Genomic DNA, 2,949 nt, shown 5'->3' on the forward strand with positions numbered 1-2,949 from the left:
CGATTACTCACAATATTAATAACGTGATTAAGTTATTAAGGGCGCACGGTGGATGCCTTGGCACTAGAAGCCGATGAAGGACGTTACTAACGACGATATGCTTTGGGTAGCTGTAAGTAAGCGTTGATCCAGAGATTTCCGAATGGGGGAACCCAGCACAAGTTATGTTGTGTTATCGACATGTGAATACATAGCATGTCCGAAGGCAGACGCGGAGAACTGAAACATCTTAGTACCCGCAGGAAGAGAAAGAAAAATCGATTCCCTGAGTAGCGGCGAGCGAAACGGGAAGAGCCCAAACCAATGAGCTTGCTCATTGGGGTTGTAGGACACTCTATACGGAGTTACAAAGGAATAAATTAGACGAATCACCTGGAAAGTTGAACCAGAGAAGGTAAAAGTCCTGTAGTCGAAAGTTTATTCTCTCTTGAGTGGATCCTGAGTACGACGGAGCACGTGGAATTCCGTCGGAATCCGGGAGGACCATCTCCCAAGGCTAAATACTCTCTAGTGACCGATAGTGAACCAGTACCGTGAGGGAAAGGTGAAAAGTACCCCGGAAGGGGAGTGAAAGAGAACTTGAAACCGTGTGCTTACAAGTAGTCAGAGCCCGTTAATGGGTGATGGCGTGCCTTTTGTAGAATGAACCGGCGAGTTACGATCTGATGCAAGGTTAAGCAGCAAATGCGGAGCCGCAGCGAAAGCGAGTCTGAACAGGGCGTTGAGTATTTGGTCGTAGACCCGAAACCAGGTGATCTACCCTTGGTCAGGTTGAAGTTCAGGTAACACTGAATGGAGGACCGAACCGACTTACGTTGAAAAGTGAGCGGATGAACTGAGGGTAGCGGAGAAATTCCAATCGAACCTGGAGATAGCTGGTTCTCTCCGAAATAGCTTTAGGGCTAGCCTCAAGTGATGATTGTTGGAGGTAGAGCACTGTTTGGACGAGGGGCCCCTCTCGGGTTACCGAATTCAGACAAACTCCGAATGCCAATCAATTTAACTTGGGAGTCAGAACGTGGGTGATAAGGTCCATGTTCGAAAGGGAAACAGCCCAGACCACCAGCTAAGGTCCCAAAATATATGTTAAGTGGCAAAGGATGTGGTATTGCCCAGACAACTAGGATGTTGGCTTAGAAGCAGCCATCATTTAAAGAGTGCGTAATAGCTCACTAGTCGAGTGACACTGCGCCGAAAATGTACCGGGGCTAAACATATTACCGAAGCTGTGGATTGTCCGTAGGACAATGGTAGGAGAGCGTTCTAAGTGCGTCGAAGCATGATCGCAAGGACATGTGGAGCGCTTAGAAGTGAGAATGCCGGTGTGAGTAGCGAAAGATGGGTGAGAATCCCATCCACCGATTGACTAAGGTTTCCAGAGGAAGGCTCGTCCGCTCTGGGTTAGTCGGGTCCTAAGTCGAGGCCGACAGGCGTAGACGATGGATAACAGGTTGATATTCCTGTACCACCATTTATCGTTTTAAGCGATGGGGGGACACAGTAGGATAGGCGAAGCGTGCTGTTGGAGTGCACGTCTAAGCAGTGAGACTGAATGGTAGGCAAATCCGCCATTCTCAAGGTTGAGCTGTGATGGGGAGAGGAAACATGTTTTCCTCGAGTCGTTGATTTCACACTGTCGAGAAAAGCCTCTAGCTAGATAACTGGTGCCCGTACCGCAAACCGACACAGGTAGTCAAGATGAGAATTCTAAGGTGAGCGAGAGAACTCTCGTTAAGGAACTCGGCAAAATGACCCCGTAACTTCGGGAGAAGGGGTGCTCTTTAGGGTTCACGCTCTGAAGAGCCGCAGTGAATAGGCCCAAGCGACTGTTTATCAAAAACACAGGTCTCTGCTAAACCGTAAGGTGATGTATAGGGGCTGACGCCTGCCCGGTGCTGGAAGGTTAAGAGGAGTGGTTAGCTTCTGCGAAGCTACGAATCGAAGCCCCAGTAAACGGCGGCCGTAACTATAACGGTCCTAAGGTAGCGAAATTCCTTGTCGGGTAAGTTCCGACCCGCACGAAAGGCGTAACGATTTGGGCACTGTCTCAACGAGAGACTCGGTGAAATCATAGTACCTGTGAAGATGCAGGTTACCCGCGACAGGACGGAAAGACCCCGTGGAGCTTTACTGTAGCCTGATATTGAAATTCGGCACAGCTTGTACAGGATAGGTAGGAGCCTTAGAAGCGTGAGCGCCAGCTTACGTGGAGGCGCTGGTGGGATACTACCCTAGCTGTGTTGGATTTCTAACCCGCGCCATTGATCATGGCGGGAGACAGTGTCAGGCGGGCAGTTTGACTGGGGCGGTCGCCTCCTAAAGTGTAACGGAGGCGCTCAAAGGTTCCCTCAGAATGGTTGGAAATCATTCATAGAGTGTAAAGGCATAAGGGAGCTTGACTGCGAGACCTACAAGTCGAGCAGGGTCGAAAGACGGACTTAGTGATCCGGTGGTTCCGCATGGAAGGGCCATCGCTCAACGGATAAAAGCTACCCCGGGGATAACAGGCTTATCTCCCCCAAGAGTTCACATCGACGGGGAGGTTTGGCACCTCGATGTCGGCTCATCGCATCCTGGGGCTGTAGTCGGTCCCAAGGGTTGGGCTGTTCGCCCATTAAAGCGGTACGCGAGCTGGGTTCAGAACGTCGTGAGACAGTTCGGTCCCTATCCGTCGTGGGCGTAGGAAATTTGAGAGGAGCTGTCCTTAGTACGAGAGGACCGGGATGGACATACCTCTGGTGTACCAGTTGTCGTGCCAACGGCATAGCTGGGTAGCTATGTATGGACGGGATAAGTGCTGAAAGCATCTAAGCATGAAGCCCCCCTCAAGATGAGATTTCCCAACTTCGGTTATAAGATCCCTCAAAGATGATGAGGTTAATAGGTTCGGGGTGGAAGCATAGCGATATGTGGAGCTGACGAATACTAATCGATCGAAGACTTAATCAA

Annotated in this window: 1 rRNA gene; it reads left to right on the forward strand. The window is 50.4% G+C overall.

What is annotated here, in order from left to right:
• The first annotated feature begins 25 nt into the window (after nucleotides 1–25).
• Nucleotides 26–2,949: ribosomal RNA gene (locus tag KRR19_RS12015) — 23S ribosomal RNA — on the forward strand.

It is taken from the genome of Staphylococcus sp. CWZ226 (genome assembly GCF_018986355.1).
Taxonomy (GTDB): Bacteria; Bacillota; Bacilli; order Staphylococcales; family Staphylococcaceae; genus Staphylococcus; species Staphylococcus simulans.